The sequence below is a fragment of the Mucilaginibacter sp. SJ genome (genome assembly GCF_028993635.1).
In the GTDB taxonomy this organism is placed as follows: Bacteria; Bacteroidota; Bacteroidia; order Sphingobacteriales; family Sphingobacteriaceae; genus Mucilaginibacter.
Genome location: NZ_CP118631.1, coordinates 5,495,813 through 5,521,761 on the forward strand (window position 1 = coordinate 5,495,813; position 25,949 = coordinate 5,521,761).

The window sequence follows — 25,949 nt, forward strand, 5'->3', positions numbered from 1 at the left end:
AATTAATTGTTATTTTTTTAAAACCTCGCCAATTAAATGTACCATGGTTTCGGCGGGCTGGGTGTTTGCTGTAACGGTTATTTGTTTATCCTGTAAACCGCTTTTACCGGCACTGTTAAAAGTAACGCTGATCACGCCGCTTTCGCCGGGTTTAACCGGTGCTTTTGGCCAGGTAGGTGTAGTACAGCCGCAGGTAGCACGCGCGTTAGTAATAATCAACGGCGATTTACCGGTATTGGTGAACTTGAAATCGTACGATACCTTGTCGCCTTCTTTGATCTTGCCGAAATCGTGGCTTTCCTTTTCAAATTTAGCTACCGGCGCCTTAGCTGCGGTTGCGGCACTATCGGCATTAGCTTTTGAAGCGTTATCGGCTGTGTTGCCGTTGCTGCTGTTGCAGGCCGATAATAACATGCCTGCTGCTACTAAGCTTAAAAATAGTTTTTTCATTTTTTAATATTATTCTATTAAGCCACGGCCTATCTTTTTGATTTTGTTTTCGGCTTTAAGCTCTATTAAAATCTTGTCCAAGATACCGTTTATAAATGAATTACTCTTAGGCGTACTAAACTCTTTTGATATTTCAAGATACTCGTTTATAGTAACCTTAACCGGGATAGAATTAAAGTTAATAAACTCGGTTATAGCCATTTTCATTAACAAGGTATCCATCATGGCAATACGCTCGGGCTCCCAGTTTTGGGTTTTGGCGGCTATCAGCTCATGGTAGGCCTCATTGTGCCTGATGCTTTGCTGAAACAGGTTTACCACAAACTCACGGTCCTCAACCCAGTTGCCGGTAATTTCGGCAAGCTGGTTAAGCTTGTAATCATCGTGCGAAAAGTTTTTGAAGGTTTTGGCAATAAGTGCCTGCAGCACGTCTTTATCAACAGGCCAAAAAATAAACCTGTCTTCAAAAACCTGCTCGGCTAATGATGATTTAAGGATAACCTTTTTGAAAATGAATTTGATGATATCCTTATCTGTTTGCAGTGTATCGCCTGTTTTGGCAAGATATTCGGCATACTCGGGCGAGTTTTTAAGGATAATGAAAAGCGATTTTGCAAGTTCGGGCTCAAAGGTCCAGTCAACTTTGTACTTTTTCCAGGCTGTAATGTACTCCTTATTATCGTTCAGGCTCAGGATAAACCTGTTGGTGAGGATCTTTAGGTTTGCATTTAAGTCATCGGCGGTAGGGAGGTGTTTGTTGGCGCGTTCCTGCGCGTCATTCGCGGCAAAACTTACTACTTCATTAATTAATGATAGCATCCAGATATACATTTCGTAAACCTGGTCAATGCTGTTTAGCATGTTTTTCTCGAATAGCTTAACATCTTTCGTGTCTGACTGATGATACGCGTACAATGCCTGTAATACCTTTACCCGGAGGTGCCTTCTGTTTAACATTTTTGTAAGAACGATTTGGTTTGCTTATGCAAACGGTTTATATAAAAATTAATTGTTTTAATAGGATGATTTTACTTTTCTGATGTCTTCAATGCGTTTTTCGGCAATTTTATTGGCCGCGCTAATGGTTGGAATGTTTTCGGCTTTTGACAGCTTTAACACATTGCGCGTAGCTTCGTAAATGTTTTCTGTAAGCTGTAAGGTACGCTTTTTATTGAAATTCATCAACTCCGAATAACCGGTAATAATACCGCCCGCGTTGATCACATAATCGGGGGCAAAAAGCACACCTTTATCAAGCAGCATCTGTCCGTGCACGCTCTCGTCAAGCAGCTGGTTATTGGCTGATCCGGCAATAATGCCGCATTTTAATTTAGCAATGGTTTGATCATTTACTGTACCGCCCATAGCGCAGGGGGCGTAAATATCGGCATCGATATCAAAAATATTATTGTTTGATACAGGCTGTGCGCCATATTTTTTGGAGATCTGGCTTACGCGCTCCTCATTAATATCGCTGGCGTAAACTTTTACATTTTCGTCCCTGAGCAGGCGTACCAGGTTTTCGCCTACATGGCCAATGCCCTGTACTATAACCGATTTACCTGTTAAGCTGTCGCTGCCATACATTTCCCTCACACAAGCCTTAATGCCCATCAAAACGCCCAGCGCGGTTATTGGCGAAGGGTCGCCGCTACCGCCGATGTTTTCAGGGGCGCCGGTGACATGGTTGGTTTCCATTTTAATGTACTCCATGTCGCGCGGATTGGTGCCTACGTCTTCGGCCGCGATAAATTCGCCGTTAAGGTTTTTGATAAACCGGCCAAATTTACGCAGTAAAGCCTCGTTCTTATCCTGGCGTGAATCGCCGATGATCACCGAATAGCCGCCGCCAAGGTTAAGGCCGGCTATCGCTGCCTTGTAGGTCATGCTTTTGGCTAAACGCAATACATCATTAAGGGCATCACCTTCGGTTTTATAGGCCCACATACGTACGCCGCCAAAAGCAGGGCCAAGCGTTGTATTATGGATCGCGATAATAGCTTTCAGATGGGTATCAGGATCGGTACAAAAAACAACTTTCTTGTGCCCGAAAGCGTCAAGTTGGCTAAATATAGATTCCGGTGGATGTTGTTCAGGCATTAGTACTATAAGTAAATGTCTTTAAGCGCACAAAAGTAGAGGTTTTTTTTAATACTGGCAAAGATATTAAGCCGGTAACAAGTATGAAATCACTATTAAATAATTATGAGCAGCTATTAGTGGGGTATTTAAGTTTTATGATTACAGTAAGATTATAAAAACAAATTTTGAATTTGAGACATTTGTCTGTATATTGGTAGACATTATGGCAGAGGTAGCTAATCACCCAAAGAAAATAAATATCGCCGATCTTGAGATCGGGTCGACGGACGCATCGTATGTTTTTTCTTTTCTTTTCCCGGAGGATTATGTTAAAAGCAAGATGAAGTGCGATATGGAAAGTGATGTAATTGATTGTATCAGAAGCGGGATACCAAGGCGGGCTATTGATAGTATTTTGGAAAAAACCAATGTTTCCAGGGCGCAGCTTTCTAATATACTTCATATCAGTACCAGGCAGCTTAACCGCTATGGGCAGGACGACCGCTTATCGCCCGAGCAATCAAACTTCCTTTACGAGTTTACGCGTATTTACACCCGTGGGCTTGATATTTTGGGTGACGCGGCAACTGTAGATAAATGGTTAATGCGCCCCAATATGGCATTGGGAGATAAACAACCTTTAGAATTGCTTGATACCAGTGAAGGCTTAAGGATGGTAAACGATGTGCTTTCGCAAATAGAATATGGGTTTTACTCATGATCCTTTATCGTATTACAAGGGAAAAATATGCACACGACTTGTCGGGCAGGGGAGGATTGCTGTCATCGGCCCGCTGGCATGACCATATCCCGGTGATATATGCCTCTGTAAATTCATCAACAGCTATTCTGGAAGTATTGGTGCACCTGCAAGCCGAAGAAATTCATAATGACCTTGTGATTATGCGTATTATTGTGCCGGATACAACCGGTAGCGAAGAGTTGGAGATGGCTCAATTGCCTGCCGGCTGGGATAATTATCCGGCACCGGTGATATTAAAAAGAATAGGTAATGCATGGCTTACGTCAAAAAGCGCGCTGCTGCTCTATATTCCGAGTGTTATCGATCCTCTTGCTAAAAATGTGTTGATAAATCCATTGCACCCGGATGTCTCCCGGCTGAAAATAGGTGATGTGCAACCCTTTACTTTTGATAAGCGATTAATTAAAAAGGACTGATCATACTGACAGGATCCCGTCAGTGTTCAATTTTTAAAAAACGGGTGTTCAACTTTTTACTTCTTGATTTTGTAACTGATTGATTATTAGGATGTGTGTGTTCAATTGGACTTTTAAGGGCGTTTGTGTTGTTTGTAACCTATTGATTATCAATGGTGTTTATTTTAGAAAAATATGCAGGTGTTCACACTTTTAAAAATTGAACACTACCGGGATTGTTACGAGTGTATCAATGTAACTTTCTTACATCCTCCCGACTTTTCCATCCAATCACTCTCCTCAAATTTTAATACTTTTGATTATTATGTCAGGGCTTTCCGACTTTCGGACATTCCCGACTTCCGGACTATAATAAATGAAAGACCTCGCGTACCTCAATAAATTTTTTTACAAATACCGCTGGCGACTTATTCCGGGTGTGCTGTTTGTAATTATATCCAACGTTTTTGGTGTGCTGCCGGCACAGGTTATCCGTGTAGCTTTTGATTTGGTCACCGAAAACATCGGAGCCTACCAGCTTTTTTCGGGTTTCGACAGGCAAAGCTTTATCTATGATATTTTCGGTACCAGCTTGTTTCTGTTTGGTACGCTGGTATTGGTGCTGGCCTTGCTTAGGGGGCTGTTCCTGTTCTTTATGAGGCAAACCATCATCCTCATGTCGCGCCATATCGAGTATGATTTAAAGAACGAGATCTATAACCATTACCAGGAACTGTCGCTGGCCTTTTACCGCCGGCACAACACAGGCGATTTAATGAACCGGGTAACTGAGGATGTGAGCCGCGTGCGCATGTACCTTGGGCCGGGCATCATGTATTCTATCAATACGGTAGTATTATTTGTTATGGTGATATATGCCATGCTTACAGTAAACGTACAACTGGCCGTTTTTTCGGTACTGCCATTGCCTATTTTGGCAGGTGTTATTTACTATGTAAACAATATCATCAATCACCGCAGTGAGATGATCCAGGAGCGCCTGTCTGGTTTATCCAGCTTTGTACAGGAAAACTTTTCTGGTATCAGGGTGATCAAATCATACGTACGCGAAGGCTTTGTGCGCGAAAACTTTGCAAAGGAAAGCGAAGACTATAAAGTGCACTCCATGGAACTGGCCAAAGTACAGGCGCTGTTTTTCCCCATTATGTTATTACTGGTAGGCCTGAGTAACGTAATAACCATGTACGTTGGTGGTGTGGAAGTAATAAAAGGTAACATTACCCCGGGCAATATTGCCGAGTTTATTGTTTACCTCAATATGCTGTCGTTCCCGGTTATTTCGCTGGGTTGGGTAACCTCATTGGTGCAGCGGGCTGCGGCTTCGCAAAAACGCATTAACGAATTTTTGCATGAAAAGCCTGAGATCATTTCGCCGGTTGCAGAAAACCACCATGTTGAGGGATTGATTAAGTTTGATGATGTATCATTCATTTATCCTGATACAGGTATCCAGGCTTTAAAGAATGTTTCCTTTACGGTTGAACCGGGGCAGATGCTGGCAATCATAGGTCGTACGGGTTCGGGTAAATCAACCATAGCCAACCTGGTAATGCGTATGTATGATACTACAGGCGGGGAGATCACCATTGACGGCCGGTCGATAAAATCGTTGAGTCTTGAAAACTATCGTTCGCAGATAGGTTTTGTACCGCAGGAGGTTTTCCTGTTTTCGGATACCATTGCCAATAACATTGCTTTTAGTGCCGATGTACTGGACATGCCGGTTGTTGAGCAGGCTGCCAAAGATGCCGCGGTGTACAATAACATCATTGAACTGGAAGAAGGTTTTACAACACTTATCGGCGAACGCGGCGTTACCTTATCGGGCGGGCAAAAACAGCGTGTATCCATTGCGCGCGCCATATTTAAGCATCCGCAGGTATTGATCTTTGATGATTGTCTTTCGGCAGTTGATACCCGTACTGAAGAGGAGATCCTGAATAACCTTGGCCGGGTAATGCAGGATAAGACAAGCATCATCATAGCCCACCGCATTTCCACCATAAAAAATGCCGACAAGATCCTGGTAATGGATAACGGCGAAATAGTTGAGCAGGGTAACCACGCGTACCTCATGCAGCTTAAAGGCACCTACTTTGAGCTTTACGAAAAACAATTGCTGGAAGAAGAGCAGGACGCGTAACAAATGGGCACATTGAGCATTCCAGCAACCTCCGCACAACACTTACACAATGTCACATCCCAAAAAAGGTTTACAGTTTATAAAATAATTTTTGTTATACATTTACCCCGCATTGTAACAGGTGGCCCAAGTTAGCCTCCGCACAGCCAAACCCGCAAAACTTGCGCCAGTGAAGGAGATGAACTGGTGTACGCTCTCTTTTTACAACTCACCTGTAATTGCTGATCCACACAAAAAAATGACACTTTTGTTTCAAAAAACTCAATAATAACGAATAAAATACTTGCACTTTGAAAATTTATTTATATTTATGCCAACCAAAACTAATTACAGGTAAATATATATGGGAGATTTTGACAATAGAGAGCGTGAAGAGGTTTATTCAAAGAAGGTGAGAGCCGGGAAGCGAACCTATTTTTTTGATGTAAAAGCAACCCGTTCAAACGATTATTATGTTACTATTACTGAAAGCAAAAAACGTTTGGAAGATGGGGTGTTTGTAAAACACAAGATCTTTTTATATAAAGAAGACTTTGAAAAATTTGCCGAAGGTTTGAAAGATACCATCGATTATATCAAATCAAACCAGGAGGTAGTTGAAAAACGCTATGAGTATAGCGAGAACCCTGAAATTGCCAGGGCATCTGCCGACGAAGATTTTTCGTTTGAGATCTAACTACTACAGAACAATATTAAACTAAAAATAATTAAAGCCCTGCTTCTTATTTGGAAGCAGGGCTTTTTGCGTGTGTTATATTTATTTGAAAGCGAGGGTTACAATAATATGCCCCTCATAAATAGTACTGCTATGGTAAAGTAAATGATCAACCCGGTAACATCTACCAGGGTGGCTACAAACGGAGCCGACGAGGTAGCAGGGTCGGCGCCAAGTTTTTTAAGCAAAAGCGGTAGCATCGAACCTGACAACGATCCCCATAAAACAATACCGATAAGGGAAGCGCCTACCGTAAAGCCAACCAGCATCCAGTGCGGGCCGTAAATATTGCTGAACATGCTCCAGGCGGCTATGCGTAAAAAACCTATCAAACCTAAACAAACACCAAGCATTAAACCCGAAAGAATTTCCCTGCGCATAACCCGCCACCAGTCGGTAACGGTAACTTCGCCCAGTGCCATAGCCTGGATAATAAGGGTTGAGGCCTGCGAACCACTGTTACCTCCGCTCGAAATAATTAGCGGGATAAAATAGGCCAGCACGACTACTTTGGAGATCTCATCGCCGAAATAACCCATGGCGGTAGCAGTAAGCATCTCACCTAAAAATAAAATGATAAGCCAGCCTACTCGTTTTTTTACCAGTTTAAAAAGGTTGATATCAAGATATGGCTCATCCAGCGCTTCGGTACCACCTATTTTCTGGATATCTTCGGTATATTCTTCGTTAGCTATCCAAAGGATATCATCAACTGTTACTATGCCAAGCAGTACGTCATTATGATCAACAACCGGCAGGGCGGTGCGGTTATTCATCCTGAAAATGTTAATTGCTTCTTCCTGCGGATCACTGGCGCTAAGGGAAATCAAACGACCATCCATTAGCTCGCTCACCTTGGTTTCGGGCTTTACCAATAAGATCTCACGGATCCGGATATCATCAAGTAAAACACCGTGCTCATCAATTACATAGATAACATCGATGGTCTCTGAGTTTTTACCATACCGGCGAATATGCGAAAGGACACGGCTTACATCCCAGGTGCGTTTAACGGCGATATAGTCGGGCGTCATCAGGCGACCAACGCTCTCTTCTTCGTAACCTAAAAGTTTTAAAGCTTCCTCACGGTTTTCGCGTGAAAGTTTCTGGATAAGTTTTTGAACGGCGTCGCCATGCAATTCGCTGAAAAGCGCTGTGCGATCGTCGGGAGGAAGTTCATTGATCAGATCTTCAAGCTTTTGGCCCGAAAGTTTTTTGATGATCCGCTCCTGCACCGGGAACTCAAGGATCCGGAACACGTTAACCGCGCGGTTAAGCGAAAGCGTTTCGATGAATTTGGGGCCATGTTCAGGAAGTTCACCAATCAGTTCTTCAACATCCGATATGTTGAGGTTGTTCAAATATTCCTGTAATTGGGTATCGTCTTGTTTTTCCAGCAACAATTCTATTTGCTCAACCATTTCTTCCATATATAGGCCCTCCTTTTTTACATCGGTGTTTTAATATTTTAGCTTCTTTTTTCCGTGCGCAAAAGTCGTTTATTTTTTCAAATTACAAGGCAAAATTTTCTGTTATCTTTGCACGCTTTTAGTTCATGGCTTATTGTTCATGGTTCATAGCCTTTTTGGTATAATTTAAGAGGATTTAAGCTATCAACCATGAACCATCAACCATGAACCTGCAATATAAATTAGATAAAAACAAACAATGGGTTTACAATGTGGTATAGTAGGTTTGCCTAATGTGGGCAAATCAACACTTTTTAATTGCTTATCAAACGCTAAGGCACAAGCGGCTAATTTCCCGTTTTGTACTATTGAGCCAAACGTGGGTGTAATTACAGTGCCGGATGAGCGCTTAACAAAGCTTACCGAAATAGTACAGCCAAAATCAATTGTACCAAATGTTATAGAGATAGTTGATATTGCCGGTTTGGTTAAAGGAGCCAGCAAGGGTGAGGGTTTAGGTAACCAGTTTTTGGCTAATATCCGCGCTACCAATGCTATTATCCACGTGTTGCGTTGCTTTGATAACGATAATGTGATTCACGTTGACGGCTCGGTTGATCCTATCCGCGATAAAGAAATTATTGATACTGAGCTGCAGTTAAAGGACCTCGAATCTATCGAGAAAAAGATTCAGAAGGTTGAAAAGATGGCCAAAACCGGCGGCGACAAAGAGGCCAAAAAAACCTTTGATGTGTTAACCGTTTATAAAAATCACCTGCTGGAAGGCAAATCGGCCCGCACCGCCCCTGTTGAGGAAGAAGATAAAGAATATGTAGCCGACCTTTGGCTGCTTACCGCTAAACCGGTATTATATGTTTGTAATGTTGATGAAGGTTCGGTAAGTACCGGTAATGCTTATGTTGAAAAAGTAAAAGCAGCCGTTAAAGATGAAAACGCCGAAGTGCTGATCATCTCAGCCCAAATTGAATCTGAAATTTCACAACTGGAAACTTACGAAGAACGCCAGATGTTTTTGGACGATTTAGGGCTTACCGAATCGGGCGTTAACAAACTGATTAAAGCTGCTTACCGCTTATTAAATTTGGCAACTTATTTTACTGCCGGTGTACAGGAAGTACGCGCCTGGACTATTACCCAGGGTTTCACTGCACCGCAGGCGGCAGGCGTGATCCATACCGATTTTGAAAAAGGGTTTATTCGCGCCGAAGTAATTAAATACGAAGATTTTGTGAAATTCAATGGCTCTGAAGCTGTGATCAAAGAAAACGGCAAGCTGGGCGTTGAAGGCAAAACCTACATTGTGCAGGATGGCGATATTATGCACTTCAGATTTAATGTGTAAAGGATAGAGTCAAGAAATCAAGAGTCGAGATCCAAGAATTTAGATTCAAGACAACAAGATACAAGAGCCAGGAAATGAGTACCAATCATTCCTGGCTTTTTTATGTCTTAGTCTTGACTCTTGATCTCTCTTGACTCTTTTTTTCGTCTTGTTTCTTGACTCTTGCTTTCTTGCTTCTTCCCTCAGCGGTTACACCGCTGACGGCGCTACCCCATAAGCTTTTTTAAAGGCGAAGGAAAAGTGGGAGAGGTCTTTAAAGCCCACATCCATGTAAACATCAGATACTTTGTGTTTCTTTTCTTTGATCAGGAAATAAGCATCCTTTAATCGTTGCTGCTGGATCCAGCGGTTGGGTGATATATTAAAGATCCGTTCAAAATCGCGCTTGAAAGTAGCCAGGCTGCGACCGGTTAAATAGGCAAAGCGGTTAAGGTCGACATTAAAGCGGTAGTTTTGTGCCATGAAGGCCTCCAGGTCTATTTTGCCGGGTTCGCTGAAATCAAAAAGGACATTTTTTAGCTCCGGATTGGTTTCAAGCAATATCATCACAGCTTCCTTTACCTTGTGCAAGGTAAGGGCAGGATTGATCTCATCGCTGCTTTTATCCATATAGGGGCTTAACGATTTGATGTAATTGCTAAAAAGCTCATTAGGTTTTAGGAAAAGTGCGCTTTCGCCGGTGTATGGCGCATCTGCATGCAAATCAAGTTCGATACTTATACTTTGCAGAGTGGTCTGATCCATACCGATGGTTATGGTTTTGAACTCGCCCCCTGCGGGTGGATGCTTTACAAATTTTGCCAGTTCGTTCCGTTTCAGAAAGCGGTAGTCCCCCTGTTTAAAATAGTAGTTTTTACCATTTACATAAAGCTCCGAATCGCCCGAAAGGATATAGCCGAAAATATGGTCGGCAATGAATTGCTCGCCAGCCCTGCTTACATGCGAGTAGCAGGAGTAAAGTATGCGAGGCGATGTTTTTGGATTTGACAAAGGCATGTTGCTCAAATTTATATAATATTTCTACATATCCCCAAGGGCGTGTCCTCACGCCCGTCGCATACTTGTGACATCGGGGCATACACCGGGGCAAAAAAATGGCGGTCGTGGAGACACAACCGCCAGGAAAAGGAATTACATTATGCTTTTTGAGCCGTTATTGATTTCCCAAATTCCGTATTCAGAAAATCTTCCGCTTCGGCATGATCAGTTGAAGTTGTAACAGGGAGCCATTTTTCAAATTCGGCCTTGCGTGCTTCGTCGGCTGCTTTTAATAAGCCAGCGGCTTCACTGCCTAATATAAGGTGTATAGGAGGCTCCGGATGTTCAACAAGATCAACCATTACCTTCGCTGCTTTTTCAGGGTCACCTACAGGAATAAATTTGCCGCTCGATAAATAATCGGCACGCGCGTCAACAGTTTGTTCATAGCCTTCAACCTTTGGTGCATAGCTCATCGAATCACCAGCCCAATCGGTACGGAAACCTCCCGGCTCAACGCTGGTAACCAGTATGCCAAGTGGCTTTACTTCTTTAGCTAAAGCTTCGGTGAAGCCGCTCAAACCAAATTTAGCTGCCTGGTACATGCTTAAACCTGCATTACCTATACGACCACCAACCGAGCTGATCTGTAAAATGCGGCCCGAACGCTGCTTGCGCATATAAGGCAACACTGCGCGGGTGATTTCGATAGGAGCATATAAGTTAGTTTCCAGCTGACTGCGCACTTGCTCATCAGTAAATGCTTCGGCTGCACCAATGATGCCGAAACCGGCATTGTTTACCAATACATCAATTTTACCAAAATGAGCTACCGCATCGGCAACGGCTTTGTAAACTGCCGGGTAATCGGTAACATCTAATTTTATAGGATAAACCTGGCCGGGATATTTATCTGCCAGCTCTTTTAATTGTTCGGGGTTACGCGCTGTAGCGGCAACATTATCGCCCGCTGCTAAAACTGCTTCTGTAAGGCTGCGGCCTAATCCGCGGGCGCTGCCTGTTATAAACCATACTTTTTTCATTTCTTATCTTTATTTTGATAACACAAAGTTAGGCTGACAGGCAGCGCGGCGTTTTGTTAAAAAGCTCAAGTTGTTTTGTTGAAAAGCTCGACCTTGATGCGCTTGATTAGAGGATTTCCAGATGAATTGATCTAACTATCAAGTAATCCCATAACTCTTAAACCATGATTCTTTTGATTAAAGGATTTCTCGATTGCAGAGATTCAAAGATCAAGAAATCCTCTAATCCTACAAATCATGGTTCTTAAAAGAAGCTGCTCATTTTCTCCATATATTCCTCAATAGGCATGGTGTTACGCATGTCCATCAGCATATTTCCCATATCGCCTATTACAGTACGGAACCTGTTGCTTTTACTGGTAGCAAGGTCATCAATAGCGTTAACAATCAACATCGGATCATCAAGCTGCGATTCATCACGCGAGCTCATCAGGTTTTGCAGTTTGTTGGTAAGCTCCTTGTACGCGGTTATATCCGGGTTTTGGTTCCAAACCACGCTTTCAACAAAGTTGTTGCCCTTTGAGCCGCCTTGCTCTATCAGCCTTAAATGAATATTAAGCGGCTTTAGTTCATAATAGAGCCCTTCGGTAAGGCCCTCCAGCGCAAATTTCGACATGTTGTATAATGAGCCAAGCGGCACAGCGGTAGTAATACCCATAAAAGAGCTGATGTTGATGAACATACCTCCTTCGTTTTCCCTGAAATGAGGCAGGAAGGCACGGATGATATTAATAGGGCCACGGGTATTTACCGCAAACTGCCAGTCGATATCTTCTTCTTTGGCAAGCTCCAGTGCTCCGTATGTGCCCATACCTGCATTGTTCACCACAATATCAATTTTACCGAAAGCGGCTATTGCCTGTTCGGTTGCTGTTTTTACCTGCTCAAGATTGGTTACATCTAACTTAAATATTTTGATATTAGGATATTGTGTAAGTTCTGTTTCCTTTTCGGGGGTGCGCATGGTGGCGGCTACATTCCAGCCTTGTTGCGCGAAATGTTTAGCGGTTAATTTGCCCAGTCCGCTGCTGGTTCCGGTTATAAAAACTGTTTTTGACATGGTATTTTATTTTTTGATGCAAAAGTATAGTGAAATTGATATAATTTTGTAACCAGTTACACAGAGTATACCAGTATGGAAGGGGGAATAACGTCACACCAACGTAATCATGCCGATGAGCGGCAGGCTTTACAAGATACCATGTACGTTATCGGTGGTAAATGGACACTGCCAATCATTAATTCCATTTGTAATGGAAACAAACGTTTCCGGGAAATTGAGCGGAGTATTCCCGGCATCACCACGCGTATGTTGTCGCGGGAACTGAAAACCATGGAAATGAACAAGCTTGTTAAACGCACCGTAACGCCAACTTCGCCGGTTTTAATTGAGTATGAATCTACAGCGTATTGCAGGAGTTTTGGTGGCATCATTTTAGAAATGATAAAATGGGGCAAGGAACATAGGGAAATGTTGAGGAAGGCTGATAAGTAAACAACTGCATTGATTGCTTTGTAACTATCTCTTACGAAACATAAATCGAAGCCTTTTTCATTAAGTCGGCCAATCTATGCAAAGTGTCCTCTATTTTCTTAGCCTGATTTGCCGAAGGGTGCTTTACACCGGAAGCATACTGGCGTAAAAGCCCTGAATGGATACCTGAATAAACGGCTATCTTACTTATATTCAAAAAGTCGAAATCCTTAAAGAGAGAATATATATCGTATACTGTATTAAACACGATAGTTTTAGGATCGACATCTTCGAGTTCGTGTAAAATGTCTTTTATTTTGGTTTCGAGTTCGTAAACGTTAACACCCGTCTCAATTATCAGGTTATCATTGTAATTAACCCTTCCCCAAAGACCACTATCACCTTTTTCTACAATTAATTCTATTTCAATCTTTTCCATCTTTTTTTGACTTGTTAATTATTTCAACCCCGCTTGTTTTAAAATTGAATTCAATGTTCCGATAGGTATGTCGCCAGAGTGAACAGGAACTGTTACTTTTCTTTTTTACTTGGATGAATTAATTGGAGATGACTTCCTTTTTGGGCTTTCTCTACCCAACCATCTTCTTTTAAGATTTTGATAAGCTCTCGTGAATTCATATTAATATAAAGGTAGCATTTTTGCTACCTTTGAGCAAGTTTATTTTGTAAAAGATGAATTATTTTGGCTAAGCTCATGGATGATGCGCTATCTTCACCGGGTAATGAAACATCTAACCAAATTAATCTGCAAAGGCCTTTTCCTTTTGGCTTTCATATTTTTAATTGCACCTGCTTCGGCACAAAAAAAGCAATTACCTAATATCATTTTTATATTAGCCGATGATATGGGGTACTCTGACTTGAGTTGTTATGGTAACCCGGTGATCCGCACGCCGTTTTTAGATAAGATGGCGCAAAAGGGGGTGAGGGCAACCAATTACGTGGTGAGCAGCCCAACCTGTACACCATCAAGGGCTTCATTGCTTACCGGGCGCTATGCTTCAAGGATGAACCTGCCTTACCCTATAGGTCCCGGTTCATCGCTTGGGATCCCTGATCAGGAAGTTACCATTGCCGAAATGCTGAAGCAAATTGGCTATAAAACCGCCATGATAGGTAAATGGCACCTGGGCGATCATGCAGCTTATAACCACCCCATGGCGCAGGGTTTTGATTCATACTATGGTTTGCTGTACAGCCACGATTATCGTTCGCCCTATGTGAAAACAGATACCGTTATCAAAGTATTCCGAAACCATAAGCCCGAAATTTTAAAACCTGCCGATTCATCATTGATTGAACTATATCAGCGCGAAGCCATCCGATTTATCAAGGAGCAGAAAAAGGGTGATAAACCATTCTTCCTTTACCTCGCTCACAACATGCCGCATTTACCGGTAGCCTTTGCTTCATCGGCGAAAAATAAAAATAGAAGCGATGGCGGGCACCTGGGTGATGTGGTTGAACAATTGGATGAAAGCCTTGGTCAGGTTTGGGCAGAACTTGAAAAGCAGGGACTGGCCGATAATACGATATTCATGTTTTCGAGCGATAATGGTCCGTGGATAGATTTTCCAGACCGGATGCTGGGCGATAGCGCTACCAAACATTGGGATGCAGGCACAGCCGGGGTTTTTCGTGGTAGCAAAGGCTTATCATATGAGGGCGGGGTACGTGAGCCGTTTATTGTTTACTGGAAAAATCATACCCCGGTTGGAGCAAGTATCACCAGTATGATGAGTAACCTGGATGTATTGCCTACGCTTGCCAGTTGGACAGGTGCCCCGCTGCCGAAAGGCCGTACACTGGACGGGCAGTCGATAGCTGATGTATTAACAGGCAAAGCGCCTAAACACCCCGAACACAGACCTATTTACTATTATAACAACAGTGTTTGCGAGGCTGTGCGCCTTGGCGACTGGAAATACCGTGAAGTAAAGGCAAATAATAACGTTGGGGGCGTAGCCGGTTCACCGCTACCTGCAAAAACAGAATTGTTTAACCTGGCTTATGACCCCAGCGAGCGGACTAATGTGATCAGGGAATATCCTGAAATGGCTCAAAAATTAAAAACTCTTTTTGACCAGTACCCGGGGATGAAAGAGAATTAGTGAAGCTATAGTTATGCAAATCTCTTTGTATAAAAAAAGGACTCACAACTTGCAAGTCCCTTTTGTGCTCCCGACGAGATTCGAACTCATATCGATGGTACCGGAAACCATAATTCTATCCATTGAACTACGGGAGCAGGCAGGAGCAAAGATATAAAATTGATTTAAACCAAAAGCATTGTTTAATACATTAACGTATTGTAATAATGCGCAAGTTTGGTAACGATTATTATCGACGAGATTTACTTTATGTAAACGTTTACGTAAATAAAAGTACGTTGGTGCCGATATTTAAGTTGAAAGTTTAATAGTTTAGGTGTTTAATGTACAATTAAACGCTTGTTATTACATATTTGAAAAGCGATAAACCTGCTTAAATAGCTTTCTTAATAAGAATATAATGAAAAGTCTTTATTTTTTAGCCTTGCTCACAACGCCGTTTGCCGGTTATGCCCAACAAAAAGTATTTAACATTGCCGATTATGGCGCCAAAGCCGATGGCATTACCAACAATACTATCAGCATTCAAAAGGCTATTGATAACGCAAGCATACAGGGCGGGGGTACAGTATATGTACCAGCCGGCAAGTTTTTGACGGCTGGTATCAGCATGAAATCAAACGTTACCCTGAATCTGGCTGAAAACGCCGTGCTGCTGAGCAGCGCGAAAAGAATTGATTTTGGTGAAGGCCATGCAGCGCCATTGATAGCAGCCAACAATCTGCAGCATATTGCCATAACGGGCAAGGGAACAATTGATGGAAACGGGGAAGAATTGCTTAAGGATGTTTTTGCGATGCTGAAAGCGGGCAAATTAAGGGATTCGTTATGGCAAAAAGAAAACCCGTGGGGGCAAACTCAGCCCGAGGAACCAAACAGGCCTAAACTGATCCATTTCTCTAATTGTACAGATGTGCTGATAAAAGGTGTAACGATGAAAAACGGCCTGGTGTGGGTGCAGGATTATACCAAATGCCGCGATCTGGTTATCGACAGCATAAAAGTTGAAAGCAATACCTATTGGAATAATGATGGTATTGATTTAGTTGATTGCCAAAACGTGAAGCTTACCAATAGCTTTTTTAATGCTGATGATGATGGCATCTGCCTTAAATCAAGCGACAGGAACAGCAGTTGCGAAAATATTTATGTGGCAAACTGCACTATTCGGTCAAGCGCAAGCGGAATCAAATTTGGCACGGCTTCGCGCGGAGGTTTTAAAAAGATAACTATAAAAGATGTGAAAATTTACGATACCTACCGGTCGGCCATTGCTTTGGAATGTGTTGATGGCGGGGTGATGGAAGATATTGATATCAGCAATATCAACGCGGTAAATACTGGCAACGCCATTTTTATTCGTCTCGGCCATCGTAATAAGGATACTGTAGTGAGCCGCATCAATGGTATTCGTATCAGTAATGTAACTGTAGATGTGCCGAAAGGTAAACCCGATAAGGGGTATCCGATGGAAGGGCCTTTAGTTAAAGGAAACCATAATACCTTTCCTTCATCAATTGCTGGGTTGCCGGGACATCCTGTTAAAAATGTAACACTTGAAAATATTAAGATTGTATACCACGGTGATGGCAGTAAGGCTGTAGCACATGTTAGCCTCGATTCGCTAACAAAGATTCCCGAAAACCCGCATGATTACCCCGAGTTTTCGATGTTTGGCGAGTTGCCTGCCTGGGGTTTTTACACACGGCATGCAGAAGGGATAACTTTTAAAAATGTAACCCTCAGCTGCCTTGGTGATGATTTCAGAGCTGCAAGTGTATTTCATGATGTGAACGGACTGCTTATTAGCGGTCTTAAAATACCACAGGTTAAATCATTGCCGGTGATTGTGCTTGATGGGGTAACGAAATCTTTGATCAGGTACACTCAGATTCCGGGGAAAAGTAAATCTAAGATCCTCAGGAGATAATTAGATAAATTACTGATTCATTTCAGATAAAGGCATTAACCTTTCTAATATCGATTTTAAAAGCTTTTAGCTTTGAGCGTTCGGCTTTTAGCTTTGGTTTAACTTAATCGTTTACGTAAATAAATATCGCATTTAATATAAAAGCACCGTTTTTTTTATCAAAATTTAATCATTATAAACTAACGGTTGCATTTAAATGCTGCCTCAATTTAAATTATAACCCGATACTTAATTGATGTTTTTTGGTATAGGGTTTCAACAGAAGGTTTTTTATTATTAATAAAATGTTTACGATATGGAAAAGTTAACTGAAAAAGAGATATCACCATTGCCAAGTCTTGATGTATGGGAAGATGATGTGTTGAGCAGATATCCTGAGCCGGGCACTGCCAAAGCTAAAGAGGAGTTTAGGGTTTATAACGATGAGGAAAATAACCCGGTAAGGGAATTTTACAGGCTTAACCATACTTATCAAACCTATGGCAACGTATTGGCAAAAAAGGCAAACTTTTTACAGTTTGATAAAAAGGAAATGCCATGGTGGTCGGCAATGGAATATCTGAATACACTGGTTGACGAATCAGACCCTGATATTTCCCTTGATCAGTTACAGCATTTACTGCAAACATCTGAGGCTATCCGTGCCGATGGACATCCGGATTGGTTTGTATTAACTGGTTTTATACACGATTTGGGCAAGGTGCTTTGCCTTTTTGGCGAACCGCAATGGAATGTAGTGGGCGATACGTTCCCGGTAGGCTGCAAGTTTTCGGATAAGATAGTTTACCCGGAATTTTTTGCCGCAAATCCTGATAGCTACGATGAGCGTTACAATACCAAGTATGGCGTTTATACTCATCAATGCGGGCTCGAAAATGTGCATATGTCATGGGGGCATGATGAATACCTGTACCACATCACCAAAGATTATTTGCCAGAAGAAGCTTTGTACATGATCCGGTACCACTCTTTTTACTCACAACACCGCGAAAAGGCATACGATCATTTATTGAATGCACATGACCAGGAGATGTTTAAATGGGTTGATAAATTTAATCCATACGATCTGTACTCCAAAAGTCCGAAACCGCCGGTAGTATCAGAATTAAAACCTTATTATGAGGATTTGATTGCCAAATATCTGCCCGCAACAGTTAAGCTGTAATTAAAGGGGCTGTATTTTAGCCCATTTATATATTGGTTATTCCAATAATCTGTTTGGCCGGGCTGTAAAATTAAATTTATAGCCCGGATCAAGCTTTACAAAACGCGATAAGCTACCTTTTACCAATTACTGAATAAAATTATTAACGATATAGTCGTTAGGTGTATTTTTTGATAAGAAAATAGTTGTATTTTTCACAATAATTCCTGTCTATTGATTAATAAATAAATAAATAATTATCAGGTTTTTATGAATACAGATGGAGATAAAGATTTAGTGTTTCGTTTACACGATGATGACATCGGTGCATTTGATATGCTTTATCAAAAGTATCACCAGGCCATTTATCGCAATATTTACAAACTCACTAAAGATGATGACATTGCCCGCGATATTTTGCAGGATATTTTTATCGCCTTATGGGAAAAACGGGCCGATATTAACCCTAATCAATCTGTAAGCGGCTGGCTGTTTGTACTGAGCTTTAATAAATCGATCTCCCATCTCCGCAAAAAATTACGCGAAACCGCTGTTGTTAATACCATGCCTTTTGCCGAAACGGAAACCGACAACGGTGACGTACAATTAATGGATGAGCAATATTATTTATTACAACAGGCTATTAACCAATTATCGCCGCAGCGAAAAAAGGTATTTACCCTTTGCAAATTGGAAGGAAAAACCTATGAAGAGGCTGCTGAGAAATTGAACCTTTCTAAACATACTGTTAAGGAATACCTCGGACATGCAGTTGTGGCAGTTAAAAACCATATAAAAGAACACCAGGCTGAATGGAAAACCGCAGGAGTTATAATGGCTTGTTATTGGATTGGAACAAATTGATGATGGGGGGTATTTAAACAATTGCTCCAACTAATTTCTTTCTTCCTACAAACCGGATAACCGAGCCTTGTCCGCTGTGATAAGTCCCTTCATTTAAATGGATCTCCGTTTCCAGAAGTTCTAAAATCTCGTAATTATTAAAATCTGCTTTAATTTCCTCTAAAGAAAATAGTGATTCGATATCTCTCGGTCCGCCCATTTTTTTATCTTTTGCAAGGTAGTCAAGGTGGCTTTTACTAAAAGCCTCAAAAATAATAAGCCCTCTGGTATTTAAATATTTGTCAAGGGTTTGATGTACAAGTGATTTGATATTAGCAGGGAAGTGCGCATAAATCAAGGCGATCACGTCAAATTGCCCTTCTGTATAATTGAGATCCTGCAATTCTCCAACCCGATAATCAATAGCTACCTGTTTTTTTTCTGCAAGTTTCAGGGCTTTCTTTTGTCCCTCAATGCTAATATCGAATGCAGAAACTGCCCAGCCAAGCCCGGCGGTAAAAACAGCATTACGCCCTTCGCCTTCTGCAGGGAAAAGAATTTTGCCGGGTTTTAAAAGTGACAGTTGTTGTTGTAGAAAATTATTAGGCTGTTCACCATAGGCAAATTCTTCTTCGGCATATCGTTGGTCCCATTTTTCTGTCCAGGCATTTTTCATACAAGAGGTAATTATTTAGCTATTTATTGATGATAAAGGTAGTATTTAAGTAAGTTAACACAAGGGCTGCAGTACATTGATGACAATAATGTGCCCGTGAAAAAAAATTAAATGCAGCTAACTATTATGAGTTTTTATTTTTCTTAAAAATAATCGCAAACCCATCCCCCCGTTTTAAAGCTCCCGGCGTATTTATATAAAAATAGCTTGTGGAAACTATAGTCAAACGCTTAGAAAGGCTTTATAATACCGAGAATTTAACTCCTGAAGACAGGCGCTGGCTTGCCGAATACCTGCAAGGAGATGTTTCAGAATTATACCTTGTAGCGCTTGAAGGTTTCAGTAGGGATGCACTGGAAAAGAAGATTTCTCTGAGTGGAGAGGCATCTGATCAGATACTTAACAATATCCATCAGCGTATAATTAAGCCTCCGCCCAGAAAGGTGTTTCCTCTTTGGCGTTTGCTGGTAAAGATAGCTGTAGCCGCATCTGTAACTGCTATTTTTAGTGCCGGCTATATCTTCAGAAAACAGTTGGACAACTGGCTGAACCCTGTTACTTATCAGGAAACGATAGCACTAAATGGCGAAATCAAGCTGATTACTTTACCCGACGGTACAACCATCTGTCTTAACGCAGGCAGCCGGTTGAGATATCCGGATAAGTTTAAACAAAATACACGGGAGGTTAACCTTACAGGCGAGGCGTTTTTTAAAGTAGCCCACGATAACAGCAAACCGTTTGTCATTCACTCGGGTAAAATTAAAACCACTGTTTTAGGTACCAGCTTTAATGTTAAAGCTTATACCGAAGATAAATCGGTTAAGATCACCGTGGTAAGCGGAAAAGTAGGCGTTGTTCCAACGGTCTCAAAACATGCTGCTGTATTACTCACAGCGAATATGCAAATGGTTTATAATAAAACCAGCCAAAAACTGATTACCGAAAAAGTTGAGGATGCTTCGTCTGTGATCAGCTGGCAGCAGGGCAAGCTGCAATACTATAATACCCCTTTGTTTGATGTTTTGGCTGATGTGCAGCGAAAATATAATGTAAAAATCAGAGCCGACAAAAATTTACTGAACTGTACATTATACGCCGATTTTAACAATATGCCATTAGAAAAAGTATTGAAGCTGACGGAAGCCCTTATAAATGCCCATTTTAAAAAGGAAGGCGATGCTTATACTTTAAAGGGCAAAGGCTGTAATTAATGTACCCGATATACCAATTATAAAAACAAATAAATGTTTGACAACCTAAAAAAATGAAATTGCTATGAGTTAAACCAAGGAAAGAGAAAATGATCCTCCAAAATGGCCGGGCCAGTTTTGGAGGAATAAAATGTAAAGATTTTTTAATGGACCATGTATAGGGCCTCTCACAACCGCAGCATGTTCCAGCTTGACCTATAACACTTTAATATAGCAAAAATATGAAAATAAACATACCCGAAAGAGTCTTTCGAGCCATAACATATGTTATGAAAATTAATGCGATCATTTTATTAGTAGTCTGTTCCCTGTCAACCATTGCCATGGCTGATAATTCATACGGACAAAGCGTACTGGAAAAGCCAGTTACCGTTAAATTAAAAAATACCCCTCTTGCTGATGCACTGGAGCGGATTTCGGCCAGTACCGGCGTACGGATTATGTACACTGGGAACAACATTGAAACCGATGTTAAGGTGACACTTACGGCCCGTAACGAAAAGCTGCAGGCTGTTTTGAAAAAAGTTTTATTAGATAACCAGTTTACCTATACCGAAGTTGAAGGTAGTTTATTGGTTAAACCGGCGCCAAAGCCACCGGTCGAGAAAAAAGTGGACCTTCCTCCGCCAATTATTGTTACAGGATCTGTTGTTGACGATAAGGGCGTACCTTTAATAGGTGTTTCTGTTAAAATAGAAGGCCTTGCAACAGGTGCGGTAACCGATATAGATGGTAAATTCAGGGTGCAGGTTGCCAACGAAAAAGCTGTGCTGGTATTTTCTTACATAGGCTTTGAAACTCAAAAAATAGCAGTAGGCAAACAAACATCTATAAAAGTAATTTTACAGCCTTCGGCAAACTCGTTATCTACCGTTGTAGTAATTGGTTACGGTACTACTACCAAAAAGGAATTGACCAGCGCTATTGCAACTGTAAAAGCCGAGCAATTTAACGCCGGTGTTGTTGCAACTCCCGCTGATTTGTTAGAAGGTAAAGTAGCCGGTTTAAATATCACCAACGATGGTAATCCTAATGGAAAGGCATCTGTAACATTGCGTGGCCCATCTTCAATAAGGGCTGGTGCGGCATCTGAGCCTTTTTATGTAATTGACGGCGTACCTGGTGCCGACTTTAACTTACTGGCCCCGTCGGATATTGCTTCGATAGATGTATTGAAAGATGCTTCGGCAGCGGCAATTTACGGAACCAGGGCTACCAATGGTGTAATCATCGTTACTACTAAAAGGGCAAAAGCAGGCCAGTTAAGGATGACTTACAACGGATACGGATCATTTGAAAAAGTATCTAACCAGTTTAAAGTTGCCAGCGCCGACCAGTTAAGGGCCTATGTAAAAGCTAATGGACAAAGTTTTACCCCTGCGAATGACAACGGTGGAAATACCGACTGGCAAAAAGCCGTTGAACGCAGCACCGGATTTTCCCAAAATCATAACCTTTCTTTTGGCGGCGGCACCGATAAAACTACTTATAACGGAAGCATAAACTACCTGCAAAACCAGGGTATAGTTAAAAGCAGCGACATGAAACGCGTTATAGGCAGGCTCAACATCACCCAAAAAGCGTTGAATGACAAATTAAAGCTGGACTTTTCATTAAGCAATTCGGTGACCAATTCAAACTTGTTGGTTAATGATATTCCGCTGTCATCGGCAAACGGGCAAAGCCCAGGCCTGTTTAAGTCGATAGTTCAATATTTGCCTACCCGTACTATTTACAATGCTGATGGTACTTTTTATAATGACCCTACTTTAAAATTGGGTTATAACCCGGTAGGGCTTATCACTAATGATAGCTACAAGCAAAAAGTTAACTTATTACTCGGCAACATACGCGGTGAGTTGATATTGCCTGCAGGCTTTCTTTACAATTTCAACTTAGCTTACCAGGAAACAAATACCGATAATAATACCTACTACAACTCGGCATCGGAACTTGCACCGGGGCTTGGCGGCAAAGCTATCCGTTCAACTTATGAGGATAACAAAAAATTATTTGAAAACTATTTGACCTATTCGCATAAATGGGGTGAGAAACACGATTTTAAAGCTTTATTTGGCTATTCGATAGATCAAACCACAACAGGTAACGGTTTCCAGTCAACTAATCAGGGTTTCATTTCAGATGCTACAGGCTCCAGTAATCTTGGTTTAGGCACGCCTGCCGCAGGTTACCGGGTTGATTACGGTAATGTTAATGTTGAAACTTTGCGTTTAATATCTTTTTACTCACGTCTTAATTACAGCTACAAAGGTAAATATCTTTTGCAGGCATCTTTACGCCGTGACGGTTCAAACGCCTTTGGTACCAACAAACGCTGGGGATACTTCCCGGCTGCTTCGGCCGCCTGGCGAATCATTGACGAGGGCTTTATGAAATCTCAATCCTTATTTGATGATTTGAAACTGCGCGTTGGCTATGGCAAAACAGGTAACTCATTGGGTTTCTCACCTTATACTCCTATAACGCTTTACGGTACTACCGGTAGCTTTTATTACAATGGCGCTTATATTGGCGCAATTGGCGTAACCCAAAATCCTAACCCCGATTTGAAATGGGAAAGCACAGCTACGTTGAACGGCGGTGTTGATTTTTCCTTATTTAAAGGACGTTTGGGAGGCTCGGTTGATATCTACAATAAAAAAACAACCGACATGATCACCGCGGTGCCGGTATCACTTATTAACAACTTTGTTGGTACAAAGGTTGAAAACGTGGGCAGTATGACCAATAAAGGTGTGGAGATAGCCCTTAACGGAACACCAATAAAAACAAAAGATTTTACCTGGAGCAGCTACGGCAATATTTCATTTAATAAAAATAAGATCACAGCACTGGCGCCAAATCTTTCAAAGATCTACGCAGGTGATCCGGAAGGCCCGGGACAAAGCGGTATCAAAGTATCAATCATTGAAGCCGGTTATCCGCTTGGCGAATTTTATACCTTGAAATATCTTGGCCGTACTAATGGCGTATCTACCTTCATGGGTGCTAATGGTCAGCCAACAACAACCCCTCAAAGCTCTGATCAAACTTATGCAGGTAATGCACAGCCGACATACACATTTGGTTTCGGCAATGATTTTACCTACAAAAACTTTAGCCTTAATTTCTTTTTCAGGGGGCAGGGCGGTAACAAGATCATGAATGCATCATTGGCCAGCTTTAACCAGCCAACGCAGGCTTCGGCGCATGGCGTGCCTGCTTTAACATTAAGCGAGCCGGGAACCGATGTTAATGCCAATTTATATTCAACACGTTATCTTGAAAGCGGTGCCTTTATCAGGTTAAGTAATGCTACGCTGGCATACAAAATAAATGTTCCGGGTAATTATGTACATGGCATCCGGTTGTATGTTACCGGTACCAATTTATTTATCATCACCAAATACAAAGGCGTCGATCCTGAATTGAACCTGAATATCGATAATCAGGCAAGCGGCCAGTTTATCGGGGTAGACAGCAATAATTTCTATCCAAAAACAAGGAGCTTCCTTGCCGGCGTACAAGTTGATTTATAATAAATTTTAACCTAACAGACATGAATAATTTAAAAAGATATATAAAACCTGGCCTCATTGCCATGTTTATAGGAGCAATTTACCTTTCGGGTTGTACTAAATTGGATATTACGCCAAAATCGGCGCTTACAACAGCTAACTTTCCTACTACACCGGCGCAGTATGTAGCTGCTACCGGGCCTATCTATACCTCATTTCGTGGGGCGCCGGGCAGGCAATACTGGTTATTACAAAACTTAAGTACCGATGAATGCGTACTTGTTGCACGTGGTGGCAACTGGCTTGACGGAGGCACCTATTCAACAGTAAACCTGCACACTGTTACGCCTGATAACAGTATGACCGAAACCTGCTGGTCGGGAGGTTACGGAACCATCAGCTTATGTAACCAGGTATTGTCGTTATTGGCACCTACACCCGAAAGCGATGCAAAAAAGCAAACTATTGCCGAAATTAAGACCATGCGTGCGCTGTCATATTTTTACCTGATGGATCTTTTTGGTAATGTTCCTATCAGCAAAACGTTTGGTGATACTACCAACCTGGGCACCCAGCCAAGGGCGGCAGTGTTTGCATTTATTGAAAGTGAATTGCTTGGGCAAATTGCTGATCTGAGCGGGACAGCAGGGGTAACTACCTATGGCAGACCGACCAAAGGTTTAGCGTATGCCATACTCGCAAAAATGTACCTGAACGCGCAGTATTATATTGGCACACCAAGGTACCAGGATGCGGTCACCATGTGCGATAACGTTATAAAAAGCGGTCAGTATGGATTAGATGCAGATTATTTAGGCATGTTTAAGCCTAATAACGGCCCGGGTATTAAGGATTTTATTTTTGCCATTCCTTATGATGGTGTTTTGGCGCAGGGACAGTATTATTCGCGCTGGACATTGAACCCTAACCTGAAAAATAAGTATAAAATGCCATACACACCTGATGGGCCTGTATATACTTATAAAGAATATTATGCTTTGTTTAACGACGCAAATGACATCCGTAAAAAGCAATTTTTAGTTGGTAAACAGTATAATAATGATGGTACTCCAATAAATATTACAACAACCAACATCGGGCTTGATGCAAGCTATTCAGGTCCTAACCCTAATGCTACGGTAGTGCATCAGTTGGAGTTTACACCTGATATTGTGTGGAAAAATCCGGCAACGTTTGACATTGGTAATGACGAACTTGCCAACGAAGAAGGTTACAGGAATAATAAATTTTATCCGGACAGCCTGAACACCGACCGTAACCAGGGTAATGATGTGCCTATGTTCAGGTATGCCGATATCTTGCTTGAAAAAGCCGAAGCTATTTTACGTGGTGCATCAGCAACCAATGGCGATTCGCCTTTATCATTGGTTAACCAGGTTAGGGCACGTGCAAAAGCTTCGCCTTTAACTGCTGTAACCTTATCCGATATATTGGACGAACGTGGCCGCGAATTTTCTATGGAGATGTGGCGTCGTAATGACCTGATCCGCTTTGGGCAGTTTGAAAAGCCATGGGGCATAAAGACAGATGCCAATCCAAATAAACGTATTTTCCCGATCCCAAGACCGGAAATGCAGTTGAACCCGAAACTGGTACAAAATCCGGGTTATTAATTTAGTTCTATTATTTATTTAA

22 protein-coding genes, 1 tRNA gene and 1 pseudogene are annotated in these 25,949 nt (G+C 41.8%); 13 read left to right on the forward strand and 11 right to left on the reverse strand.

Annotated elements, in window-relative coordinates:
* Nucleotides 1-9: 9 nt before the first annotated feature.
* The 3 genes from MusilaSJ_RS22920 to MusilaSJ_RS22930 are packed head-to-tail and all read right to left on the reverse strand — an operon-like array spanning nucleotide 10 to nucleotide 2,550.
* Nucleotides 10-450, reverse strand: a complete 441-nt coding sequence (locus MusilaSJ_RS22920) for a DUF1573 domain-containing protein (RefSeq protein ID WP_274987100.1) — start codon at nucleotides 448-450, stop codon at nucleotides 10-12.
* Nucleotides 451-459: 9 nt separating this feature from the next.
* The gene (nusB, locus tag MusilaSJ_RS22925) at nucleotides 460-1,407 is read right to left on the reverse strand and encodes a transcription antitermination factor NusB (protein WP_274987101.1); all 948 of its coding nucleotides are present in this window, start codon (nucleotides 1,405-1,407) and stop codon (nucleotides 460-462) included.
* A gap of 57 nt (nucleotides 1,408-1,464) precedes the next feature.
* Entirely contained in the window at nucleotides 1,465-2,550 is a 1,086-nt protein-coding gene (locus tag MusilaSJ_RS22930; protein WP_090528040.1) for a Glu/Leu/Phe/Val family dehydrogenase, read from the reverse strand.
* Between the two features lie 205 nt (nucleotides 2,551-2,755).
* Here MusilaSJ_RS22930 and parS point away from each other — a divergent pair, with 205 nt between their 5' ends.
* The 4 genes from parS to MusilaSJ_RS22950 all read left to right on the forward strand — a co-directional run bounded on the left by parS (nucleotide 2,756) and on the right by MusilaSJ_RS22950 (nucleotide 6,530).
* The gene (parS, locus tag MusilaSJ_RS22935; RefSeq protein ID WP_274987102.1) at nucleotides 2,756-3,253 is read left to right on the forward strand and encodes an Xre family toxin-antitoxin system antitoxin; all 498 of its coding nucleotides are present in this window, start codon (nucleotides 2,756-2,758) and stop codon (nucleotides 3,251-3,253) included.
* Nucleotides 3,250-3,711 carry an RES family NAD+ phosphorylase gene (locus tag MusilaSJ_RS22940; protein ID WP_274987103.1) on the forward strand — a complete coding sequence of 154 codons (462 nt, stop codon included), beginning with the start codon at nucleotides 3,250-3,252 and terminating at the stop codon, nucleotides 3,709-3,711. The genes parS and MusilaSJ_RS22940 overlap by 4 nt, the downstream gene beginning before the upstream one ends.
* 355 nt (nucleotides 3,712-4,066) lie before the next feature.
* Entirely contained in the window at nucleotides 4,067-5,854 is a 1,788-nt protein-coding gene (locus MusilaSJ_RS22945; protein ID WP_274987104.1) for an ABC transporter ATP-binding protein, read from the forward strand.
* 343 nt (nucleotides 5,855-6,197) lie between these two features.
* Nucleotides 6,198-6,530 carry a DUF3276 family protein gene (locus tag MusilaSJ_RS22950; RefSeq protein WP_090528014.1) on the forward strand — a complete coding sequence of 111 codons (333 nt, stop codon included), beginning with the start codon at nucleotides 6,198-6,200 and terminating at the stop codon, nucleotides 6,528-6,530.
* A 98-nt stretch (nucleotides 6,531-6,628) separates the two neighbouring features.
* Here the strand turns inward: MusilaSJ_RS22950 and mgtE are convergent, their stop codons facing one another.
* On the reverse strand, nucleotides 6,629-7,999 hold the full coding sequence (gene mgtE, locus MusilaSJ_RS22955) for a magnesium transporter (RefSeq protein WP_274987105.1): 1,371 nt from the start codon (nucleotides 7,997-7,999) through the stop codon (nucleotides 6,629-6,631).
* Nucleotides 8,000-8,237: 238 nt separating this feature from the next.
* On the opposite strand from mgtE, the gene ychF reads away from it, so the two are divergent.
* Nucleotides 8,238-9,341 (forward strand): redox-regulated ATPase YchF, encoded by a 1,104-nt coding sequence (ychF, locus tag MusilaSJ_RS22960; RefSeq protein ID WP_091175336.1) that lies wholly within the window; start codon nucleotides 8,238-8,240, stop codon nucleotides 9,339-9,341.
* A gap of 189 nt (nucleotides 9,342-9,530) precedes the next feature.
* On the opposite strand, the gene MusilaSJ_RS22965 is transcribed toward ychF, so the two are convergent.
* The 3 genes from MusilaSJ_RS22965 to MusilaSJ_RS22975 form a co-directional block, all read right to left on the reverse strand.
* On the reverse strand, nucleotides 9,531-10,337 hold the full coding sequence (locus MusilaSJ_RS22965; RefSeq protein ID WP_274987106.1) for a helix-turn-helix domain-containing protein: 807 nt from the start codon (nucleotides 10,335-10,337) through the stop codon (nucleotides 9,531-9,533).
* Nucleotides 10,338-10,477: 140 nt separating this feature from the next.
* Nucleotides 10,478-11,362 carry an oxidoreductase gene (locus MusilaSJ_RS22970; protein WP_274987107.1) on the reverse strand — a complete coding sequence of 295 codons (885 nt, stop codon included), beginning with the start codon at nucleotides 11,360-11,362 and terminating at the stop codon, nucleotides 10,478-10,480.
* A gap of 244 nt (nucleotides 11,363-11,606) precedes the next feature.
* Nucleotides 11,607-12,422, reverse strand: coding sequence for an SDR family oxidoreductase (locus MusilaSJ_RS22975; protein WP_274987108.1), 816 nt, complete (start codon nucleotides 12,420-12,422; stop codon nucleotides 11,607-11,609).
* 75 nt (nucleotides 12,423-12,497) lie between these two features.
* Here MusilaSJ_RS22975 and MusilaSJ_RS22980 point away from each other — a divergent pair, with 75 nt between their 5' ends.
* Nucleotides 12,498-12,857 carry a winged helix-turn-helix transcriptional regulator gene (locus MusilaSJ_RS22980; RefSeq protein WP_274987109.1) on the forward strand — a complete coding sequence of 120 codons (360 nt, stop codon included), beginning with the start codon at nucleotides 12,498-12,500 and terminating at the stop codon, nucleotides 12,855-12,857.
* Between the two features lie 31 nt (nucleotides 12,858-12,888).
* Here the strand turns inward: MusilaSJ_RS22980 and MusilaSJ_RS22985 are convergent, their stop codons facing one another.
* Together MusilaSJ_RS22985 and MusilaSJ_RS28135 are read right to left on the reverse strand one after the other, a co-directional pair.
* Nucleotides 12,889-13,275 (reverse strand): hypothetical protein, encoded by a 387-nt coding sequence (locus MusilaSJ_RS22985; RefSeq protein WP_274987110.1) that lies wholly within the window; start codon nucleotides 13,273-13,275, stop codon nucleotides 12,889-12,891.
* Between the two features lie 18 nt (nucleotides 13,276-13,293).
* A pseudogene (locus MusilaSJ_RS28135) lies at nucleotides 13,294-13,475 on the reverse strand (type II toxin-antitoxin system HicA family toxin).
* Between the two features lie 104 nt (nucleotides 13,476-13,579).
* On the opposite strand from MusilaSJ_RS28135, the gene MusilaSJ_RS22995 reads away from it, so the two are divergent.
* Entirely contained in the window at nucleotides 13,580-14,968 is a 1,389-nt protein-coding gene (locus tag MusilaSJ_RS22995; RefSeq protein WP_274987111.1) for a sulfatase family protein, read from the forward strand.
* A gap of 65 nt (nucleotides 14,969-15,033) precedes the next feature.
* Here MusilaSJ_RS22995 and MusilaSJ_RS23000 read toward each other — a convergent pair.
* A tRNA-Arg gene (locus MusilaSJ_RS23000) sits at nucleotides 15,034-15,105 on the reverse strand.
* 263 nt (nucleotides 15,106-15,368) lie between these two features.
* On the opposite strand from MusilaSJ_RS23000, the gene MusilaSJ_RS23005 reads away from it, so the two are divergent.
* From MusilaSJ_RS23005 to MusilaSJ_RS23015, 3 genes are all read left to right on the forward strand, one after another.
* The gene (locus tag MusilaSJ_RS23005; RefSeq protein ID WP_274987112.1) at nucleotides 15,369-16,898 is read left to right on the forward strand and encodes a glycoside hydrolase family 28 protein; all 1,530 of its coding nucleotides are present in this window, start codon (nucleotides 15,369-15,371) and stop codon (nucleotides 16,896-16,898) included.
* Between the two features lie 295 nt (nucleotides 16,899-17,193).
* Nucleotides 17,194-18,063 carry an inositol oxygenase family protein gene (locus MusilaSJ_RS23010; protein ID WP_274987113.1) on the forward strand — a complete coding sequence of 290 codons (870 nt, stop codon included), beginning with the start codon at nucleotides 17,194-17,196 and terminating at the stop codon, nucleotides 18,061-18,063.
* Nucleotides 18,064-18,312: 249 nt separating this feature from the next.
* On the forward strand, nucleotides 18,313-18,906 hold the full coding sequence (locus MusilaSJ_RS23015; RefSeq protein WP_274987114.1) for an RNA polymerase sigma factor: 594 nt from the start codon (nucleotides 18,313-18,315) through the stop codon (nucleotides 18,904-18,906).
* Between the two features lie 13 nt (nucleotides 18,907-18,919).
* On the opposite strand, the gene MusilaSJ_RS23020 is transcribed toward MusilaSJ_RS23015, so the two are convergent.
* Complete coding sequence (locus tag MusilaSJ_RS23020) at nucleotides 18,920-19,561, reverse strand: class I SAM-dependent methyltransferase (protein WP_274987115.1); 642 nt, start codon at nucleotides 19,559-19,561, stop codon at nucleotides 18,920-18,922.
* A 209-nt stretch (nucleotides 19,562-19,770) separates the two neighbouring features.
* Here MusilaSJ_RS23020 and MusilaSJ_RS23025 point away from each other — a divergent pair, with 209 nt between their 5' ends.
* The 3 genes from MusilaSJ_RS23025 to MusilaSJ_RS23035 all read left to right on the forward strand — a co-directional run bounded on the left by MusilaSJ_RS23025 (nucleotide 19,771) and on the right by MusilaSJ_RS23035 (nucleotide 25,927).
* Nucleotides 19,771-20,775, forward strand: coding sequence for a FecR family protein (locus tag MusilaSJ_RS23025; protein ID WP_274987116.1), 1,005 nt, complete (start codon nucleotides 19,771-19,773; stop codon nucleotides 20,773-20,775).
* A 269-nt stretch (nucleotides 20,776-21,044) separates the two neighbouring features.
* Nucleotides 21,045-24,314 (forward strand): SusC/RagA family TonB-linked outer membrane protein, encoded by a 3,270-nt coding sequence (locus tag MusilaSJ_RS23030; protein WP_274987117.1) that lies wholly within the window; start codon nucleotides 21,045-21,047, stop codon nucleotides 24,312-24,314.
* A gap of 20 nt (nucleotides 24,315-24,334) precedes the next feature.
* Nucleotides 24,335-25,927, forward strand: a complete 1,593-nt coding sequence (locus tag MusilaSJ_RS23035) for a RagB/SusD family nutrient uptake outer membrane protein (RefSeq protein WP_274987118.1) — start codon at nucleotides 24,335-24,337, stop codon at nucleotides 25,925-25,927.
* Nucleotides 25,928-25,949: the final 22 nt, after the last annotated feature.

Bases quoted from the DNA above. Each gene is read 5' to 3' on its own strand.
- MusilaSJ_RS22920 (WP_274987100.1), bottom strand. From the start codon at position 450: ATGAAAAAACTATTTTTAAGCTTAGTAGCAGCAGGCATGTTATTATCG.
- nusB (WP_274987101.1), bottom strand. From the start codon at position 1,407: ATGTTAAACAGAAGGCACCTCCGGGTAAAGGTATTACAGGCATTGTAC.
- MusilaSJ_RS22930 (WP_090528040.1), bottom strand. From the start codon at position 2,550: ATGCCTGAACAACATCCACCGGAATCTATATTTAGCCAACTTGACGCT.
- parS (WP_274987102.1), top strand. From the start codon at position 2,756: ATGGCAGAGGTAGCTAATCACCCAAAGAAAATAAATATCGCCGATCTT.
- MusilaSJ_RS22940 (WP_274987103.1), top strand. From the start codon at position 3,250: ATGATCCTTTATCGTATTACAAGGGAAAAATATGCACACGACTTGTCG.
- MusilaSJ_RS22945 (WP_274987104.1), top strand. From the start codon at position 4,067: ATGAAAGACCTCGCGTACCTCAATAAATTTTTTTACAAATACCGCTGG.
- MusilaSJ_RS22950 (WP_090528014.1), top strand. From the start codon at position 6,198: ATGGGAGATTTTGACAATAGAGAGCGTGAAGAGGTTTATTCAAAGAAG.
- mgtE (WP_274987105.1), bottom strand. From the start codon at position 7,999: ATGGAAGAAATGGTTGAGCAAATAGAATTGTTGCTGGAAAAACAAGAC.
- ychF (WP_091175336.1), top strand. From the start codon at position 8,238: ATGGGTTTACAATGTGGTATAGTAGGTTTGCCTAATGTGGGCAAATCA.
- MusilaSJ_RS22965 (WP_274987106.1), bottom strand. From the start codon at position 10,337: ATGCCTTTGTCAAATCCAAAAACATCGCCTCGCATACTTTACTCCTGC.
- MusilaSJ_RS22970 (WP_274987107.1), bottom strand. From the start codon at position 11,362: ATGAAAAAAGTATGGTTTATAACAGGCAGCGCCCGCGGATTAGGCCGC.
- MusilaSJ_RS22975 (WP_274987108.1), bottom strand. From the start codon at position 12,422: ATGTCAAAAACAGTTTTTATAACCGGAACCAGCAGCGGACTGGGCAAA.
- MusilaSJ_RS22980 (WP_274987109.1), top strand. From the start codon at position 12,498: ATGGAAGGGGGAATAACGTCACACCAACGTAATCATGCCGATGAGCGG.
- MusilaSJ_RS22985 (WP_274987110.1), bottom strand. From the start codon at position 13,275: ATGGAAAAGATTGAAATAGAATTAATTGTAGAAAAAGGTGATAGTGGT.
- MusilaSJ_RS22995 (WP_274987111.1), top strand. From the start codon at position 13,580: ATGAAACATCTAACCAAATTAATCTGCAAAGGCCTTTTCCTTTTGGCT.
- MusilaSJ_RS23005 (WP_274987112.1), top strand. From the start codon at position 15,369: ATGAAAAGTCTTTATTTTTTAGCCTTGCTCACAACGCCGTTTGCCGGT.
- MusilaSJ_RS23010 (WP_274987113.1), top strand. From the start codon at position 17,194: ATGGAAAAGTTAACTGAAAAAGAGATATCACCATTGCCAAGTCTTGAT.
- MusilaSJ_RS23015 (WP_274987114.1), top strand. From the start codon at position 18,313: ATGAATACAGATGGAGATAAAGATTTAGTGTTTCGTTTACACGATGAT.
- MusilaSJ_RS23020 (WP_274987115.1), bottom strand. From the start codon at position 19,561: ATGAAAAATGCCTGGACAGAAAAATGGGACCAACGATATGCCGAAGAA.
- MusilaSJ_RS23030 (WP_274987117.1), top strand. From the start codon at position 21,045: ATGAAAATTAATGCGATCATTTTATTAGTAGTCTGTTCCCTGTCAACC.
- MusilaSJ_RS23035 (WP_274987118.1), top strand. From the start codon at position 24,335: ATGAATAATTTAAAAAGATATATAAAACCTGGCCTCATTGCCATGTTT.